The 15,271-nt window shown below is 66.9% G+C and carries 16 protein-coding genes; 2 read left to right on the top strand and 14 right to left on the bottom strand.

What is annotated here, in order from left to right; translation table 11 throughout:
- Positions 1-16 precede the first annotated feature (16 nt).
- Genes C8J39_RS06130 through C8J39_RS06075 form a run of 12 tightly spaced genes read right to left on the bottom strand, consistent with a single transcriptional unit; the run spans position 17 to position 10,176 of the window.
- Positions 17-271 carry a flagellar biosynthetic protein FliO gene (locus tag C8J39_RS06130; RefSeq protein ID WP_056054129.1) on the bottom strand — a complete coding sequence of 85 codons (255 nt, stop codon included), beginning with the start codon at positions 269-271 and terminating at the stop codon, positions 17-19.
- 5 nt (positions 272-276) lie between these two features.
- On the bottom strand, positions 277-567 hold the full coding sequence (fliN, locus tag C8J39_RS06125) for a flagellar motor switch protein FliN (protein ID WP_056054132.1): 291 nt from the start codon (positions 565-567) through the stop codon (positions 277-279).
- Entirely contained in the window at positions 564-1,526 is a 963-nt protein-coding gene (locus tag C8J39_RS06120) for a flagellar motor switch protein FliM (RefSeq protein ID WP_056061632.1), read from the bottom strand. Before C8J39_RS06120 ends, fliN begins: the two co-directional genes overlap by 4 nt.
- A gap of 3 nt (positions 1,527-1,529) precedes the next feature.
- The gene (locus C8J39_RS06115) at positions 1,530-2,159 is read right to left on the bottom strand and encodes a flagellar basal body-associated FliL family protein (RefSeq protein ID WP_056061630.1); all 630 of its coding nucleotides are present in this window, start codon (positions 2,157-2,159) and stop codon (positions 1,530-1,532) included.
- A 19-nt stretch (positions 2,160-2,178) separates the two neighbouring features.
- Positions 2,179-3,315 carry a flagellar hook-length control protein FliK gene (locus tag C8J39_RS06110; RefSeq protein ID WP_120299627.1) on the bottom strand — a complete coding sequence of 379 codons (1,137 nt, stop codon included), beginning with the start codon at positions 3,313-3,315 and terminating at the stop codon, positions 2,179-2,181.
- Positions 3,316-3,348: 33 nt separating this feature from the next.
- Positions 3,349-3,774 (bottom strand): hypothetical protein, encoded by a 426-nt coding sequence (locus tag C8J39_RS06105; RefSeq protein ID WP_120299626.1) that lies wholly within the window; start codon positions 3,772-3,774, stop codon positions 3,349-3,351.
- Position 3,775: 1 nt separating this feature from the next.
- Positions 3,776-5,101 (bottom strand): FliI/YscN family ATPase, encoded by a 1,326-nt coding sequence (locus tag C8J39_RS06100; RefSeq protein ID WP_120299625.1) that lies wholly within the window; start codon positions 5,099-5,101, stop codon positions 3,776-3,778.
- Positions 5,095-5,832 carry a FliH/SctL family protein gene (locus C8J39_RS06095; protein WP_120299624.1) on the bottom strand — a complete coding sequence of 246 codons (738 nt, stop codon included), beginning with the start codon at positions 5,830-5,832 and terminating at the stop codon, positions 5,095-5,097. Before C8J39_RS06095 ends, C8J39_RS06100 begins: the two co-directional genes overlap by 7 nt.
- Entirely contained in the window at positions 5,825-6,847 is a 1,023-nt protein-coding gene (gene fliG, locus C8J39_RS06090) for a flagellar motor switch protein FliG (protein WP_259457504.1), read from the bottom strand. Before fliG ends, C8J39_RS06095 begins: the two co-directional genes overlap by 8 nt.
- On the bottom strand, positions 6,844-8,514 hold the full coding sequence (gene fliF / locus C8J39_RS06085) for a flagellar basal-body MS-ring/collar protein FliF (protein WP_120299623.1): 1,671 nt from the start codon (positions 8,512-8,514) through the stop codon (positions 6,844-6,846). The genes fliG and fliF overlap by 4 nt, the downstream gene beginning before the upstream one ends.
- 1 nt (position 8,515) lies before the next feature.
- Entirely contained in the window at positions 8,516-8,878 is a 363-nt protein-coding gene (gene fliE / locus C8J39_RS06080) for a flagellar hook-basal body complex protein FliE (protein ID WP_120299622.1), read from the bottom strand.
- Positions 8,875-10,176, bottom strand: a complete 1,302-nt coding sequence (locus C8J39_RS06075; RefSeq protein WP_120299621.1) for a sigma-54-dependent Fis family transcriptional regulator — start codon at positions 10,174-10,176, stop codon at positions 8,875-8,877. Before C8J39_RS06075 ends, fliE begins: the two co-directional genes overlap by 4 nt.
- Positions 10,177-10,460: 284 nt before the next feature.
- Here C8J39_RS06075 and C8J39_RS06070 point away from each other — a divergent pair, with 284 nt between their 5' ends.
- On the top strand, positions 10,461-11,417 hold the full coding sequence (locus C8J39_RS06070) for a flagellin (RefSeq protein ID WP_120299766.1): 957 nt from the start codon (positions 10,461-10,463) through the stop codon (positions 11,415-11,417).
- Positions 11,418-11,673: 256 nt separating this feature from the next.
- Positions 11,674-12,414 carry an SDR family NAD(P)-dependent oxidoreductase gene (locus C8J39_RS06065; RefSeq protein WP_120299620.1) on the top strand — a complete coding sequence of 247 codons (741 nt, stop codon included), beginning with the start codon at positions 11,674-11,676 and terminating at the stop codon, positions 12,412-12,414.
- Between the two features lie 35 nt (positions 12,415-12,449).
- Here the strand turns inward: C8J39_RS06065 and fliA are convergent, their stop codons facing one another.
- Positions 12,450-13,214, bottom strand: coding sequence for an RNA polymerase sigma factor FliA (gene fliA, locus C8J39_RS06060; protein ID WP_120299619.1), 765 nt, complete (start codon positions 13,212-13,214; stop codon positions 12,450-12,452).
- Positions 13,211-15,271, bottom strand: coding sequence for a flagellar biosynthesis protein FlhA (gene flhA, locus C8J39_RS06055; RefSeq protein ID WP_120299618.1), 2,061 nt, complete (start codon positions 15,269-15,271; stop codon positions 13,211-13,213). Before flhA ends, fliA begins: the two co-directional genes overlap by 4 nt.

Here is a 15,271-nt window from a genome sequence, read left to right as displayed (position 1 = left end):
GGACGAACAGCCGCGCTCATGCGTCGACCTTGTCGATCAGGTGCACGCCGCCACGGCCGACCGAGACAAGCAGCCGGCGGCCCTCGAAATCGATCACCGCGAGGCGCAGGCCCGGCGAGATCATCATCGTTTCCTTGACGCCGATCAGCCGCGTCGAGGGCTTGCCCGGAATCCGGCTCTCGAACTTGCGCCACAGGTACAGGCAACCGAACATCAGTCCGCACACGAGTGGCAGCAGGATGACGAGCTTGAGGATATAGGTCCACAGCATCGGGCTCAGCCGCGCTTGTCTGGAGACACGAGCTCGGTCATCCGCACGCCGAAGCGCTCGCCGACCGTCACCACTTCGCCGCGCCCGATCAGCGTGCCGTTGACGAATACATCGAGCAGCTCGTTGGCCTGGCGATCGAGCTCGATCACGCTGGATTCGCCGAGCGCGAGCAGTTCGCGCAGCGTCAGGCTGGTCGAGCCGATCTCGACGGTCAGCTTGACGTCGACATCCTGGAGCAGCCGGAAATTGGCGGCGACGGCAGCATCTACAGGGAAGCCTCCGGTCATGTCGTTCATGCTGCAAATCCTTCGTCGAAACGGGTAATCGAGGTGAGCTGGATGGCGGCGAAGCCGTTGGACGTGCCGACCGTGCCGCAGCCGAGGCGGTTGTTGCCGACCATCACCGGCACGTCGCCCGAGATGGTGATCGGGATCACGTCGCCGGGTTTCAGGTCCATCAGCATCGTCAGCTTGACGATCGGCTCGGCGAGTACCGAGCGGATCGGGAAGCGCACGTTCATCGCGGCCCGCGTCAGCTCGGTGCGCCAGGCCGGATCGGGCTCGGCCGACTTGCCGACGACCTTCGCGGTCAACGACGGCGCGTGCGGCTTCAACGCGGAGACGGGGTAGACGAGATCGAGGAACACCGGTTTCGCAGCGCCCGCGGCGATGCCGAAGCGCGTGACGATCATCGCGTCCTCGCCGTCGAGATCGGCGATCATCGCCGGGTTCACCTCGACGCGCGTCGGCAGAAAATCGAACCGTGCCATCGGCTCCCACGCGGTCTTCAGCGGCGTCGCGATCATCTGGCCGATCCGCGCGACCATTGCCTCGGCGGCGGGCGAGAACTCGGTCGGCAGCGTGTGCGGCGCAGCGCCGGTGCCGCCGAAGAACATGTCGAGCATCTCGAGCACGAACTTGCCGTCCATGATGCACAGCGCCTGCGCCATCCCCGGCGTCATGATCAGCGGCAGCCACGCGGTCAGCGCATCGCTGCGTTCCGCGCGGTAATCGGTGAAGCGCTGGACCACCAAGGGCTCGGCCCAGCAGCGCACTTCCTGGCGCAGCAACGGCTCGAACACGCCGCGCAAACCGCGTGCGAACCGGGCGGACAAATGCTGGAGCGAGTGCAGGTCGCCGAACGGATTGAGCTTGGCCCCGCCGAGTACGCCCTGGTGCAACACGCCCTCTTTGGGCGCGCCGGAGCGATCCCGGTCGCGTCGCTCGCGCGTCTTTGCTGAGGCCTCGTTAACCATGACTCACTGAACGACGAAACTGGTAAAGTAAACGTTACCGATGCCGCCGAATCCTTCCTTCTGCTTGAGCGTATCGTTGATCGCCTTCGCCAGTCGGACCTGCAGCTGGCGCTTGCCGTCGCTGCTCATCACCTGCTCTTCGGTGGTGTCGCCGAGCGCCATCAAGATCGCCGATCGGACCGCGATGTCGTTGGTCTTCAGGTTGGTGATCACGGTGTCGTCGTATGGTGTGGAGACCGCGACACCGACCTGGACGAAGTGCACCGAGTCCTGGAGATTCGAGGTGAAATCCTTCTCCAGCGGGTAGTAGGTGGAGGCATATTTGTCGCCGCCCTGCCCTGCGGGGGGCTTCATCCCGTGGTTTTCGGGCGCTGCGTCCTCGCCGCCATGACCGCCGCCTTCGCCGCCCTCGGTCGCGTGCTTCTGCTCGCTCTTGGGGACGAGCTTGGGCTTGCCGTCCTCGGCTTCGGCGGCGTGACCGCCACCGCCGATCAGCCCCGCACTGGAGGCATAGACGCCCGCACCGACGCCACCGCCGACCAGCACTAGCAGCGCGACGCCGCCGATCAGGATCGTCTTCATCTTGCCCTTTTTCTTCGGGGCGGCGTCGGGCGTTTCTTTTGTGTCGCTCATGATTTCAGGGTCCTTCGGTTCAAGCGATTCGGATGTCGTCGGGCGTATCCGCGATCACGGTCGAGACCGGCGCGGGGCGATTCGGGGTTTGCGGAGTCGCTGGCGCACGCTGCTGTTGCGCGCCGCTGTCGCCGAGCGAGCCTTGCGAAAGCTTCAGCCCGCGCGCCTCGGCGAGTTCGGCGAGCCGCGGCTGCGCGTCCGCCAGCAACGTCCGCGTCGCGGCCTGCTCGGCGTTGAAGCGCACGCGCACCGTATCGCCATCGGTCTTCACCGAAACGTCGATCGCGCCGAGCGCATCGGGGACGAGGCGGATCCGCGTGTCCACCGCGTCCGCGGCGTCGCGCAGCATCTCGATCCGTTCGATCATTGCGTGCGGCCAGCGATCCTGACGCATGTCGAGCGGCGCCTGCTGCGCATCGGCGACCTTGATCTCATGCGTTGCGGTCGCGCCGACCGGAGGCAGTGGCGTATCGGACGGGGCGGCGGGGGTATCGGACTCGTCGCGCTTCTTGGTTGCCGCCTGGATCGCCGCGCCGAACACCATCGCGGCCGACGCGACCGTGCCGGGTTGCGGCTGGGCGATGTCGGGTTGCACGACGGCGAGGGTAACGGGCGTATCGGGCGTGGCCCAACGCGGCGCGTCGGTGGTCGGCGTGTCCACCGGCGTCTGCACGGCCGTCTTTACGGGCGGCATCGCAGCCATGATCGCGGCGGCGAACTGCGTTGCGGGTGTACCGCCGGCTTGGGGCGGTGCGGAGGGCAGGGGCGGTTGAGGCTTTATCGGAATGGGCGTGGCGGTCTGCGGCTGCGATTGCGCGAAGGTTGGTCGCTGCACGCTAGCTGGTTGGTTGCTGGTTGCATCGATGATGCGTGCAACCGGCAGGGAAACGGCTGGGGCAGGGGCAGGCGTTGCAACGATCGGCTGCCATACGAAAGCAGCATCGGGCAAGATATCCGGCAGCGGCAAGGCGTTGCCGGTCGCGGCGTCGTCCTGCCGGGGTTCGTCTTCCGGCGCTGCGGCGGAAGGTTCGGGTTTTGCCTTGTCGCTAACCTGCTCGAGGGCGCCCGCGAAATGGCCCGACTCGCCGCCACTCTTCGCAGCAGAGGCGCGAGGATGGAGGGGAACGGTACGGGAAAGGGTCGCGGTCTGGATCATTCGGGCACTCGCGTTCGGGCTTCTCCCCGACACTCAGCAAGGATCGTGCCGAACCTTCCGAAAGGCGGGTGCCTCTTCCATCGCACGAATAGCTTTCAGCACCGCATCGGCGTCGGCGCGCGCGAGCAACTTCTCGACCGCGCTCTGGTCGCGCTTGGCGGCGCGGGTTGCTTCCGCTGCGCGTTCGACATGATATTCGGCGGCCTGTACTCGCTCGACGGCGGCGTTGGCGGATTGCTGCAGGCGGTCGCGGTAATGCGCGGCGGCGCCGAGCGAGACGGCGACCTGCGTTTCATGGACCGGCGCGACCGCTTCGGCGAGCAGCGCGATGCGGCCCGACAACGCCTGTTCGCTGGCGAACTTGTCGTGCGCACGCGCCTCTTCGGCGCGGGTCAGGCCGAGCTGAAGCGTGCGGACGCGGTGGATGCGCGCCAGCGTCTTGCCGCGGGCATCCGCCATCTCAGCCGCCGAACACGCCGGTCAGTTCGGCGACCGCGTCGTTCAGCGAGACGTTTTCGTCGGCATCCTGGCGGATATATTCCATAACCGCCGGGTGGCAGGCGATCGCCGCGTCGATCGCGGGATCGGCGCCGTGGCGGTACGCGCCCATCAGCACGAGATCGCGGTTCTCCTCATAGGTGGCGAGGTGACGGCGGAGCGTCCGCGCGGCCTTGGCATGAGGAGCGGGCACGATGTCGGTCATCACGCGGCTGACCGAGGGACCAATGTCGATTGCCGGATACACGCCGCGCTCGGCGAGCTGGCGGTTGAGGACGATGTGGCCGTCGAGGATCGAGCGCGCCGAATCGACGACGGGATCGTTGCCGTCGTCGCCGTCCGCCAGCACCGTGTAGATCGCGGTGATCGAGCCGCCGGTGTGGACGTCGACGCCCGCGCGCTCGATCAGGTTCGGCAGCATCGCGATGGCGCTGGGCGGATAGCCGCGTGCGGATGCAGGCTCGCCGAGCGCGAGACCGATCTCGCGACCGGCGTGCGCGACGCGGGTCAGCGAATCCATGATCAGCAGGACCTTCTTGCCTTCGTCGCGGAAGGATTCGGCGATTGCGTGGGCCCGGAGCGCGCCGCGGATGCGGAGGACGGGGGAGTGGTTGGCGGGGACGGCGACGACGACCGAACGCTTTCGCGCGGCGCCGGCGACCTTGGTTTCGAGGAAGTCGGCGACCTCGCGGCTACGCTCGCCGATCAGGCCGATGACGATCACGTCGGCCTGCGCGGCGCGGACGATCATGCCAAGCAGCACCGACTTGCCGACGCCCGAGCCGGCCATGATGCCGACGCGCTGGCCCTGGCCGATCGTCAGCAGGCCGTTGATCGCGCGCACGCCGACGTCGAGCGGTTCAAGCACGCGGCCACGATCGAGCGGCGACTGGAGTTTCCCGGCGAGCGGCCAGCGACCCGCGCCGCGGATCGGGCCGAGGCCGTCGATCGGCTTGCCCGCGCCATCGACGACGCGGCCGAGCAGAGCTGCACCGACTTCCGCCTCACCGGGCGAGCCGATCGGCTTGACCGGCGCGCGCGGGAGGAGCGCCGCGGGGCCACCGAGGTTCATCATCAACGTGCGACCGTTGCGGAAGCCGATGACTTCTGCCTCTACGCTCGCCGCGCCTTCGCCGACTTGGCAGACGGTGCCGACTGGTAGGGTCAGGCCGACCGCTTCCATCAACAGGCCGTCGAACGAGGCGAGGCGGCCGGAGACCTTTGGCTTGGCGACGAAATCGGCGTTGGACAGGGTTTCGAGATAGTCGGCGGTGAAGCGATTCAGCATTTGGGCACCGGCACCCGGTCGATCGCTTGCGCCAGTTGATCGAGCCAAAGCTCGGGGCCGTCCTCGACGATGGTCGATGCGCTTTCGAGCACAAAGCTGCCACGCGCGACGCCCGGATCGCCCGCGGCGAAGATCGATTTGGGCAGCCGGCCTTCGAGCAATGCGACGTCGTCCGGGTGGACGCGGAGCAGCGCGGACTCGGCGGAGTCGGACAGGAGTTCGGCGGCGGTCTCGATCCGGTCCGCGAGGACGTCGGGGGCGATACCGACTTCACCGACAAGTTTCGAGACGAGGAAAAGCACCGTCTGGCGGAGCTGCGCGGCGACACGGTCGCGGTCGATCCGGTCGTTGCCCAGCGCGGTGGCAAGATCGCCGAGCAATGCGCCGTCCCGTGCGGCCGTTTCCTGTGCCGCAGCGGCCGCGGCGGCAAGGCCCTCCGCATAGCCGGCGGCATGCGCGTCGGCGAGCGGATCGATGAACGACGACTCACTCACCGGATCGAGTGGATCCCAGCCGGCGGTCGGGTTCACGTCCTTGTCGGCCGGGCTGAAGTGGCGAGGCGCACTCGGCTCCGACGAGAAGTTCGGGGACGCGAAGTTGGTCGGACGCACCGTCGCACGTTCGCGAATATCCGCCGCCGCGAATCCGGAGGGCGGGGCGAATGCGCTCGCGAGAATGTTGGCCGTCGTCGTGTGGCGCGACGCGAAGCCCGCGGTGAAGCCGTTAGACATAATCGTCTTCCCCCCCACCCATCTGGATCGTGCCGTCCTTGGCCAGCCCGCGCGCGATCGCGATCATCGCCTTCTGCGCTTCGAGCACTTCGGCAAGCTTCATCGGGCCGCGTGCTTCCATCTCATCGCGGATGCCGTCCGCCGCGCGGGCCGACATGCAGCCGAGGAAGCGGTTGCGGATCGTCTCGTCGACGCCCTTCAAGGACTTGGTCAGGATCTCGCTGTCGACGTTGCGGATCAGCGTGCCGAGATTCTTGTCGTCGAGCGCGAGCAGATTGTCGAAGACGAACATCGCCTCCTCGATCGCCTTCGCCACTTCGCGGTCGATCTTGAACAGCTTCGGCATGACGCGCTGTTCGGTTGCCTTGCGCGCCCCCGACAGGATCTTGGCGGCCTCGCGCGTGCCGCCGAGCGTGACGCCGACCGAGCCGGGTGCGGCCGTGGTACGGTTGGCGAGCACGATCTTCAGCGTCTCGACTGCCTCGGGCGTAATCGGTCCCAGCCGCGCGATGCGGTGGAGGATGTCGGGCTGGACCGCGTCGGGCAGCAACTCGAGTACCTGGCCGCCGATCGAGGCGTCGAGATTGGCGATCAGCACCGCAGCGATCTGTGGATGCTCCTTCTCAATCATCGCGGCGATCTCGGGTGCGTCGAGCCAGTCGAGCAGTTCGAGTTCGCAGGCGGCCTCGGGCGGCGTGATGCGCGCGAGGACGCTTTCCGCTTTCTCGGGCCCGAGCGCGCGGTTCATCACCGCCTCGATCTGCGGGCGCGGGTCAAAGCCGATCGCGGTCCGCTCGCGCGCGCGACCGACGAAATCGTCGAGCACGTCCTCGACCTCCTGCTCCGACACGTCGGCGACCTTGAACATCGCCGCGCCGAGCTGACGCACCTCTTCGGGCTCCAGCTTCTGGAGGATGGCAGCGGCCTCTTCCTCGCCGACGAGCATCATCAGCACCGCGGCGCGTTCGACGCCGGTATAGGTGCGGCCAATAGCACTGGGGCCGACTTCGCTCACTTCGCGTCGGCCTTGATCATGTCACGCACCGCCAAGGCCGCGCGCGTGGGATTGTCGCGGGTGAAGCCGCGGACCGCACCGATCCGGTCGTCATAGCCGCGCGTGTTCTCGAGCTGGTCGAGGCTCACCGGTGCCGCGACCGCCATGCCGTCGCCGCTCGCCGCGCCGCCCGGCTGGCCCAGCGCAGGACGCGTGCCGGCATCGTCGCGCTTCTTCATCAGCGCCTTGGCGATCGGGCGGACCCCAAGCAGCAGCACCAGCAGCGCGATCAGGATGGCCGTTCCATTGCGCGCGAGCACCGGCAGCCAGGCATTGTCGTACCAAGCCGGGCCGCTCGACGCGGTGGCATCGGCGCCGGCGAACTTGCGGCTGATGACCGTCACGTTGTCGTTGCGCGCCTGGTCGAATCCGACCGCGCTCTTCACGAGATCGCTGATCTGGTTGATCTCCATCGCCGTGCGGCGACCCTTTTCGGGATCGCGCAGGAGGACGGCGACCGACAGGCGCTTGACCCCGCCCGGCGTGGCGCGCGTGACCGACACCTCGCGGCCGAGATCATAGGCGCGCTGATACTGGTCGGACTGCTTCATCGCGTCCGGCGCAGCGCCACCGGCGACCGGCTGAGCACTGCCCGGCGCGCCGTTAGCGGCCTGTGGCGTCGATAGCGTGCTCGCGGCAGGCGGCGTATTGCTCAACGCACCCGGAATACCGCCCGGAGCCCCAGCCGCGCCGTCCTTCTGGTTGCCGGTCCAGTTGCCCGTCTCGGCGCGGAGGACGCCCTGCTTTTCATAACTTTCGCGCGTCGCCTGGCTCTCGTCGAGATTGACGTCGGCCTGGACTTCCGCGGTAAAATTGCCAGCGCCGACCAACGGCGTCAGCAGCGCAATCAGCTGCGTGCGATACTTGTCCTCGACGCGGCGCTGGATATCGATCCTTGCGTCGCTCGCAGCGCCTGCGCCGTCGTTGCCGCCGGCCTTGGTGAGCAGCGCGCCCATCTGGTCGACGATCGTCACCGCCTCGGGCTTCATCCCCGGCACCGACGAGGCGACGAGGTTGATGATCGAGCTGACCTGCGCATCGCTCAGCGACCGACCACCCTGCAATTTCAGGATAACCGAGGCCGATGGTGCGGCGTTGTCGCGGACGAATACCGATGCTTCGGGCATCGCCAGATGCACGCGCGCCTCGGCGACCGCATCGATCTCCTCAATCGACTTCGCCATCTCGGATTCGCGTGCCTGGCGGAGGCGTTCGCCTTCGACCGCGCGCGAAACGCCCATCGGCAACTGGTCGAGGATCGCATAGCCGCCCGGCGCTGCTTTCGGCAGGCCCTGGCCCGCGAGCAGCATCTTCGCGCGGCTGTAATCGTCCTCGCCGACGGTCAGTGCGCCGGTGCCTTCGTCGATATGGCTCTTGATGTTGGCCGTCGTCAGCGCGGACGTGACCGCGGCCTTGTCCGAATCGGGCAGGCCGCTGAACAGAGTCTTCTGCGTCGGCGTCGACAGGCTCATCCACGCAAGCGCGGCGGCAGCGATCAGACCGACCATCAGCGCCATCGGCAGCGAACGGCGGACTGCCGGCTGCGCGAACGCGCCCTTGATCTGCTGGAGGGGATTGGCGAACCGTTCGGTGCCGCCGGATGATGTGGGGATGAGTGCGGTGCTCATGTCAGACCGGCATGCTCATGATATCCTTGTAGGCGGACAGCAGCTTGTTGCGGACCTGCAACGTCGCCTCGAAACCGACCGACGCCTGTTGGCGGGCGAGCATCACTTTCGCGATGTCGACCGTCTCGCCGCGCTCATAGCTTTCGCTGAGCTTGGCGGCCTGGGTCTGGCCGTCGTTGACGCTCTTCAGCGCGGTTTCCATCGAATCGGCAAAGCTGGTCGGCTTGACCGTCTCGGTCGGCGCGACGTTCCCCGCGGCACCGGCGCGCGACAGCGCCTGGTTGCGTTCGAGGATCTGCGAACGCAGCGCCATCACGCGGTCGACGCTCATCGCGCCGCCGCCGATTCCCGAGACGCCGCTCATGCCGAGGCCGCCCAGTTATGGACGCTGCCGATATCGTCACCCTGCTCACGCGCCTTGGCGAGGCGGTAGCGGAGTGTGCGTTCGGAAATGCCGAGGCGCTTGGCGGTTTCGATCCGGCTGCCGTTGCACGCCTTGAGCGTCTCGCGGATCGCCGCGAACTCGCTCATCTGGACGATATTGCCGAGAGTTTCAGGCTCAACCGGCGCTGCAACTGGTGCGATCGGCGTCACCGAAGCGGTGCGCTGAAAGGTCATCGTCACCGGGCGGTCGAACAAGATGTGGTTCGCCTCGATCGTATCGCCGCCGCAGAACAGCAGCGCGCGCTGGATCACGTTCTCCAGCTCGCGGACGTTGCCCGGCCAGTCGTGCAGCATCAGCTGCTCGATCGCGGCGTGGCTCGGCCAGGGGATCACGTTGCGGTTGCCGGCGTGACGCAGGATCAGCGTCGCGGCGAGCGCGGGAATATCCTGCGGGCGCTCGGCCAGCGACTTGGTCGCGAGCGGGAACACGGCGAGACGGTAATAGAGATCGGCGCGGAAGCGGCCGGCGGCGACTTCGGCGTGGAGGTCGCGGTTGGCGCACGCGATGACGCGGACGTCGATCGGCTGCGGTACCGAGGCACCGAGCGGTACGACCTCGCGCTCCTGCAACACGCGGAGCAGCTTGGCCTGCAACTGGAGCGGCATCTCGGCGATTTCGTCCAGCAGGATCGTGCCGCCGTTCGCCGCGCGGAAGAACCCGTCGCCGCCCGACGATGCGCCGGTGAACGCACCCTTCTGGTGACCGAACAGCAAGGCTTCGAGCATCGATTCGGGGAGCGCCGCGCAGTTGATCGCGATGAACGGCTTGTCCTTGCGCGCCGAGCCATTGTGGATGGCGCGGGCGAGAACTTCCTTGCCGGTGCCGGTCGGGCCGTTGATCAGCACCGTGATATCGGCGGCGGCAACGCGCTCCGCGAGGGCGAGCAGCGCGAGCGATTCGGGGTCCGCTGCGGTCGGCATGTCGGCGCCACCGATCAGCGCGCGGGCGAAGCCGTTGCCGACCGCGGTGTCCTCTGCGGCGAAGCTGATCCGGGCCGGCGAACCGTCACGCGACGGGGTCACTTCGCGCCCTTCGCAACCTATCACCACGGTGCGAGCGGGGGCGGTGACTCCCTCGCCGTCCGCGACCAGGAACAGATCGTTTGCACCCGGCTGTGCAGTCTCGAACGAGCCCACGCCGAAGCCCTGCGCACGCAATGACGAAACAAGCGCGTATTTCCGCGAAGTGACTGCAGCCGATGGAAAAATTGAACGCATGGAGTTCCCCCTGAACGATTCGGGGAATGCAGCATTGGTGGTAAACGCGCGGTTAAACCCTGCCGCCCCCGGCAGATTATTTCCGGGCGCGTCTCCGCGAGCACACAGGCGCGCGTTTGCGCACACGAACGCATGTGCGGGCCCACGTACGGGCGCGTGCGAGGCCCGGCCCCGGCTGCATTTTTTAGCTTAAGTCCGTCCCGAACCGGCCGTTACCCACTTTGACGGATCGGCACTTCGCCATGGGGGCGGCGCGGATCGTCGAAGATCACGGAGATTTCGCAATGACTGTCATCGGTACCAACATCTCGGCGCTGCGCGCGACCAACGCTTCGACCAAGGCATCGGGCCTGCTCGCGACCTCGATGGAGCGACTGTCGACGGGCAAGCGTATCAATTCGGCCAAGGACGACGCCGCCGGCCTCGCCATCTCGTCGTCGATGACGTCGCAGATCAAGGGCATGAACCAGGGCATCCGCAACGCCAACGACGGCATCTCGATGGCGCAGACCGCAGAGGGCGCGCTCGACGAGGTCACGAACAATCTGCAGCGCATGCGCGAACTCGAAGTCCAGAAGGGCAACGGCACGTATTCTGCGAGCGATATCGCCAATATCAAGACCGAGCAGGATGCACTGGCCAAGCAGATCACCAATGTATTGTCTAACACAAGCTTTAACGGTGTGAAGTTGTTTGACGGTAAGGCCGGTGCTGCAACCCCACCAACCGATGGTGCGGTTGTTAAGATCCAGGCGGGTGCTGACAAGACCGATTCGATCAATCTCAACCTGGGTACCGATCTTAGCGGGGCTTACACGGCCGCTACCGCAGCGGTTGTGGGACAGGCTGCAGTCGCTGCCGACGCTAACGGTAACGGCGGTTCCGCCGCGGTGACTGCGCAAGCAGCGAAGGCGGCCGGCGGGGGCGTCGGAACAGTAGTGACCGCAATGGGCGCTGCGGCATCGTCGGAAACCACGTTGAAGGATTACGACAACGCGATCGCTACCGTTTCGAACCGTCGGGCATCGCTCGGCGCTTCGCAGAACCAGCTGCAGTCGGCGGTCAACAACCTGACCTCGAACGCGACCAACCTGTCGGACGCCAAGAGCCGCATCGAAGACACCGACTTCTCGGCAGAGACCACCGCGCTCGCCAAGGCACAGATCCTGAGCCAGGCATCGACCGCGATGCTGAGCCAGGCGAACCAGAGCCAGCAGAGCGTGCTGAAGCTGCTGGGCTAATCCGGACCGGCACCGGCACCAGCCCCCCGCAGGGTGACGGTGCCGGTCGGACCCGCCTCGCTTCTCTGAAGCGCGAGCGAGAGAGACCCCGGTGGCGCAAGCTGCCGGGGTTTTTGCATGTTTGCGGGCGATCGAGGAAAGGCGTTGTCGTGGCCCCATAGCGCGCAGCTGGTCTGCTCGGGGAGAGCAGGCGTACACTGCCCTCTTCTGCGCGTGCCACCATCGGCGTCGCAGCATAGGCTGGTTGGGAAGAGCGATGACGGCATTGCACGGAAAGATCGCCCTGGTGATCGGCGGCACGCGCGGCATAGGAGCCGCGATCACGCGCCGCCTCGCTGCTGATGGCGCGTCGCTGGCGGTGATCTATCGATCGCGTGCGGACGATGCGCGCCAGTTCGTTCGCGGGATCGAGGACGGTGGACGCGCGGTCTTCGCGGTGCAGGCCGATGTGAGCGATGCCGCCGCGTTGCGCGCTGCGATCGACACGGTGATCGCGCGTTACGGCACGATCGATATCCTGGTGAACGTCGCGGGCATGTCTGAGAACGGCACGCTTGCGAGCTATGCCGACGATGCGTTCGACCGGGTGTTTGCGGTCAACGTCCGTGCGCCGTTCATTGCCGCGCAGCGGGTTGCAGCCGCGATGACCACCGGCGGACGCATCATAACGATCGGCAGCATCGTCGCCGACCGCGCGCCCGGAGAGGGCGTTACACTGTATGCCGCCAGCAAATCGGCGCTTGCTGGCATGACCCGGGGGCTGGCGCGCGATCTGGGTGCACGCGGCATCACCGCAAACCTGGTGCAGCCGGGACCGGTCGACACCGAACGCAATCCTGCCGATGGCCCCAATGCGGAGGCGAACAGGGCGCCGCTCGCAATCCGCCGGCACGGCACGCCCGACGAGGTGGCCGGGCTAGTCGCCTATCTTGCCTCGGACGAAGCGGGGTTCATCACCGGCGCGGTGTATAATATCGACGGCGGTTGGAGTGCCTGAAAGTGCGTCCGCTCGCTCGCTGTACTGACAGCTATCTATAGCGTTCGAGCCAAGGCCTTTTTCAGCTTCGCATGCGCCGACGCCTTGATCTGGCACACGCGCGCGGAGCCGACGCCGAAGACTTCGCCGATTTCCTCGAGGTTGAGTTCCTCAACGTAATAGAGCTGGATCACTTGTGCCTCGCGTTCCGGCAACGCCGTTATCGCGGCGATCAGGGCTTCGCGCATGTCGCTGTCGGCGAGTTGCTCGAACGCATCCGGCGTGTCGTCGGCGAACCAGGGCAGGTCGTCGGCGTACAGCTCGTCGATCGAATCGAAGCGGATCGAGTCGGCGGTGACGTAGTCGGTGCGGAGTTTCTCGATCGTGACGCCGATGTGCTCTGCGATCATGTCTTCTCCCGGGGCTTTCCCCGTACGGGCGGTGAGCGTCGAGATCGCGTCTGCGTACTGGCGGCGGCGACGCATCGCGCCGCGCGTCGACGTCGCCTGGCGGCGGAGTTCGTCGATCATGCTGCCGCGCAGGCGGGTGATGAGGTAGGTCTTGAACGGCATGCCGCGCTCGTCGAAATTTGCGGCGGCCTCGACCAGCGCGACCAGGCCGACCTGGATCAGATCCTCGACCTCGACGCTGCTGCTCATGCTGCCATGGACGTGCCAGGCGATCCGGCGGACCAGCGGCAAATGCTGTTTGACGAGCTGGTCCGCGTCGCCGCCGGGGCGTTGATGGGGGCGGTAGGTCAGGGGCTGCCCTGTGAGGGGTTGCGCATCGGCGAACGCGCCGCGCATCGGGAGGGCGCTCATGCCGCCAGCGCCTGCTGCGAGGCACCGATGACGGCGACGACTTCGACCGCCTTCTCCTCGGGCACTTCGAAGAACGACATGACCGGCGTATCGGGCAGGCACGTCCTGACCAGCTTGCGGATCGCGATGCGGATGGTCGGCTGGACCACCAGCGCGAACGGTTTCGCCTCGGCGATCAGCGGTTCGGCGGCGCGTTGCAGCGCCTCGACGATGCGGCGGCCGAGATCGGGTTCGATGACGTGGCGGCGCGATTGATCGGCGCGCATCGCCTGGCCGAGCAGACCTTCCAATTGACCCTCCAACGTCATGACGCGCAGCGGTTCGCGCACGCCGCACAGTTTCTGGATGATGAGCGCGCCGAGTTCGGGGCGGATCGTTTCGATGATCTCCTCGGCGTCCTGCGTGCGCTGCGCAGCGACCGCGATGGCCCCTGCGATGCGACGGAATTCCTTGAGCGGGACGTTCTCCGCGAGCAGGCCTTTCAGGACCTGCGTCAGCGTCGTGATCGGCAGCGGCGCGAGGGCTGCGACCAGTTGCGCGGCGCGCTCCTTGAGACCGTCGAGCAGCGCCTGCACTTCGTCCTGGCCGAGCAGCTCGGACGCGTTCTGGCCGAGCAGGTGGTTGAGGTGCGTCGCCATCACCGTGCCGGGATCGACCACGAGATAGCCTGCGCCGGTCGCCGCATCGGCATCGCCCGCATCGACCCAGGTCGCGTCGAGCCCGAAGGTCGGATCCTTGACCTTCTTGCCGAACAGGTCGCCGAACGCCTGCCCGGTGTCGAGCGCGAGCATCTCGTCGGGCGACACGGTGTCCTCGCCGACGACGACGCCGTTGACGAGGATGCGGTAGACGTAGGGCGCGAGGTTGATGTCGTCGCGGACGCGGACCTGCGGCACGACGAACCCAAGTTCCTTCGACAGCTGGCGACGCACACCGGTGATCCGGCTCATCAACGGCGACCCGCGACGCTCGTCGGCGAGCGGCACCAGGCCGTAACCGATGTCGAGATTGACCTGCATGCCATCGGTGACTTCTTCCCAGCCGATTTTCGACTGGTCGATCGTCTCGACGGGGACGACCACGACGGGGGCGGGGCGGCGTTCGATCTGGCGGAGCTTCCACGCGGCGAACCCGGCGATCGCCGCGGCGGGCAGGATCACCATGTGCGGCATGCCGGGGAGGATGCCGAGCAGCGCGAGGATGACGGCGACGGGCGTCCAGGTGCGGGGCGACCCGAACTGGCCGCCGATCTGGCCGGCGAGATCCTTGTCGGAGGTCACGCGCGTGACGATCGAGGCGGCGGCGATCGACAGCATCAGCGACGGCAGCTGCGCGACGAGCGCGTCGCCGATCGCGAGCAGGATGTAGTTGTGCGCCGCATCGGCGATCGTCATGCCGTGGCTGACGGGGCCGAGGATCAGGCCGCCGATGATGTTGGCGGCGAGGATCAGCATCGCCGCGACCGCATCGCCCTTCACGAACTTCGACGAGCCGTCCATCGAGCCGTAGAAATCGGCTTCGGTGGAGACTTCGACGCGGCGCGCCTTGGCTTCGTCGGGGGTGATGAGGCCGGCGTTCAGATCGGCGTCGATCGCCATCTGCTTGCCGGGGAGTGCGTCGAGCGTGAAGCGCGCGCTGACTTCGGACACGCGGCCGGCGCCCTTGGTGACGACGATCATGTTGATGATCATCAGGATCGCGAAGACGAAGATGCCGACGACGTAATCGCCGCCGATCAGGAACGTGCCGAACGCCTCGATGACGTGACCCGCCGCGCTCTCGCCCTCGTGGCCGTGGACCAGCACGATGCGCGTGGAGGCGACGTTGAGGCCTAGGCGGAAAAGGGTGGCGAACAGCAGGACGGTCGGGAAGGCGGAGAAATCGAGCGGCTTCTGTGCGTTGAGCGCGACCATCAGCACCGCGAGGCTGATCGCGATGTTCGCTACGAAGAAGATGTCGAGCATGAATGCCGGGATCGGCACGACCATGACGAGCACGAGCAGCAGGATCGCGAGCGGCAGGACCGACGCGCGCGCGTTGGAGAGGATGCGGTTCAT

Source organism: Sphingomonas sp. PP-CC-1A-547, from assembly GCF_003610375.1.
GTDB lineage: Bacteria > Pseudomonadota > Alphaproteobacteria > Sphingomonadales > Sphingomonadaceae > Sphingomonas.
Note: the sequence above shows the minus strand (reverse complement) of the source record. Positions and strands in the feature narration are given on the sequence as shown.

What these genes read in the sequence shown, in the direction of transcription:
- fliA (WP_120299619.1), bottom strand. Translation starts at nt 13,214, where the DNA reads ATGAGCGCCCTCCCGATGCGCGGCGCGTTCGCCGATGCGCAACCCCTC.
- C8J39_RS06095 (WP_120299624.1), bottom strand. Translation starts at nt 5,832, where the DNA reads ATGTCTAACGGCTTCACCGCGGGCTTCGCGTCGCGCCACACGACGACG.
- C8J39_RS06110 (WP_120299627.1), bottom strand. Translation starts at nt 3,315, where the DNA reads ATGATCCAGACCGCGACCCTTTCCCGTACCGTTCCCCTCCATCCTCGC.
- C8J39_RS06105 (WP_120299626.1), bottom strand. Translation starts at nt 3,774, where the DNA reads ATGGCGGATGCCCGCGGCAAGACGCTGGCGCGCATCCACCGCGTCCGC.
- C8J39_RS06070 (WP_120299766.1), top strand. Translation starts at nt 10,461, where the DNA reads ATGACTGTCATCGGTACCAACATCTCGGCGCTGCGCGCGACCAACGCT.
- fliN (WP_056054132.1), bottom strand. Translation starts at nt 567, where the DNA reads ATGAACGACATGACCGGAGGCTTCCCTGTAGATGCTGCCGTCGCCGCC.
- C8J39_RS06100 (WP_120299625.1), bottom strand. Translation starts at nt 5,101, where the DNA reads ATGCTGAATCGCTTCACCGCCGACTATCTCGAAACCCTGTCCAACGCC.
- C8J39_RS06120 (WP_056061632.1), bottom strand. Translation starts at nt 1,526, where the DNA reads ATGGTTAACGAGGCCTCAGCAAAGACGCGCGAGCGACGCGACCGGGAT.
- C8J39_RS06130 (WP_056054129.1), bottom strand. Translation starts at nt 271, where the DNA reads ATGCTGTGGACCTATATCCTCAAGCTCGTCATCCTGCTGCCACTCGTG.
- flhA (WP_120299618.1), bottom strand. Translation starts at nt 15,271, where the DNA reads ATGAACCGCATCCTCTCCAACGCGCGCGCGTCGGTCCTGCCGCTCGCG.
- C8J39_RS06065 (WP_120299620.1), top strand. Translation starts at nt 11,674, where the DNA reads ATGACGGCATTGCACGGAAAGATCGCCCTGGTGATCGGCGGCACGCGC.
- fliF (WP_120299623.1), bottom strand. Translation starts at nt 8,514, where the DNA reads ATGAGCACCGCACTCATCCCCACATCATCCGGCGGCACCGAACGGTTC.
- C8J39_RS06075 (WP_120299621.1), bottom strand. Translation starts at nt 10,176, where the DNA reads ATGCGTTCAATTTTTCCATCGGCTGCAGTCACTTCGCGGAAATACGCG.
- C8J39_RS06115 (WP_056061630.1), bottom strand. Translation starts at nt 2,159, where the DNA reads ATGAGCGACACAAAAGAAACGCCCGACGCCGCCCCGAAGAAAAAGGGC.
- fliE (WP_120299622.1), bottom strand. Translation starts at nt 8,878, where the DNA reads ATGAGCGGCGTCTCGGGAATCGGCGGCGGCGCGATGAGCGTCGACCGC.